Annotated in this window: 1 pseudogene; it reads left to right on the top strand. The window is 62.4% G+C overall.

What is annotated here, in order from left to right:
• Positions 1 to 1197, top strand: a pseudogene (locus HV670_RS30040) (hypothetical protein); the annotation flags it as partial.

The following is a 1197-nucleotide window of genomic DNA, read 5'->3' as shown; positions in this document are numbered from 1 at the left end:
TTCAGCATCGGCGGTCTGCCTGATGGCACGTTCCGAATCACGGTGTTCGATCAATGGAACGATCAGATCGTTGACGGGCTGGCCACGGCCGTCCAGTTGGCGGGCGGTCAGTCCAAGGACGTCGGCGATCTGGCGGTGCTCCAGTGGCACACGAACCTGTACACGCGAACCTTCATGGACACGAATGGCGACGGTGTGTCGCAAGACAGCGAACCCGGTCTGCCGCTCGTGCCGACAAATATCCGGTTCCGCGACGGCAGCTATTCGAATTTCAACAACACCGACCTGAACGGCTATGCGTCGTTCAACGAGGTGTTCCCGCTGTTCAACTGGTACGTCGCCGAAGCGGACACGACACGCTACAAACAGACGGGCGTCCACGTGGTTTATGACGCGGGCGGTCCGCCTGACGGCACACCGGGTGGCGGCAATTCGTCCATCGCGGCGCACTACGCCAACACGAAGGAATCGTCGACGTCACACCTGCCGATCCCTCTGCGGGTCCCGGGTGCGGCGTATTGCAACGACGCGGACTGCAACGACCGCTCAGGCACGAATCCGTCGACGGGTAGAGTCGATCCGCCCTGGGTGACGACGATGGGATGGCAGGGTTTCTCGGGCCAAAGCTCGTTCATCGAGTTCGGCAAGGCGCCGTACGGCCCGACCGAGAACGGCGGCATTCACGGTGAAGTCATCTATGCGTCGACGCGGCCGTTCGACGATCCGGCATTGCTGATCCATACAAGCTGGACGCCGAACGTACCGAACGTGACTGTCAACCTGTATCAGGAAGGCACCGCCGCGGACGGCACGCAAAGTCTCACGCTCGTGGACACCACGAAGACCAGCAGCTGGGACGACTGGGCGCAGGGTTTCCGTTCGGACAACGTGCCGAACATGAACTGCCCCGGCCAGGAGACCGGCGATCCCTTCTTCTTCACATTGCAGGACAGCACGCAATGGCTCGATCCGCAGCAGCGCGCGCTGCCCGCGCACTCGCAGTTCAAGTGCTATGACGGCATGCATGCATTCAATCAGCTGCAGCCCGCACCGTACGACGGGATGTACCAGTTCCCGAGCGTGACGGGCAGAAGCCCGGCAAGCGGCAAGCCGACCTCGACGAACTGCGCGATCTGCGTCGCGAATCCGACGGGAGACGGCACGCAGATGCTGCCGGCCGGCAAGTATGTGGTCGAA

The organism is Pararobbsia alpina (assembly GCF_902859895.1).
GTDB classification, from domain to species: domain Bacteria; phylum Pseudomonadota; class Gammaproteobacteria; order Burkholderiales; family Burkholderiaceae; genus Pararobbsia; species Pararobbsia alpina.
This window is presented reverse-complemented; position numbering and strand designations above follow the sequence as displayed.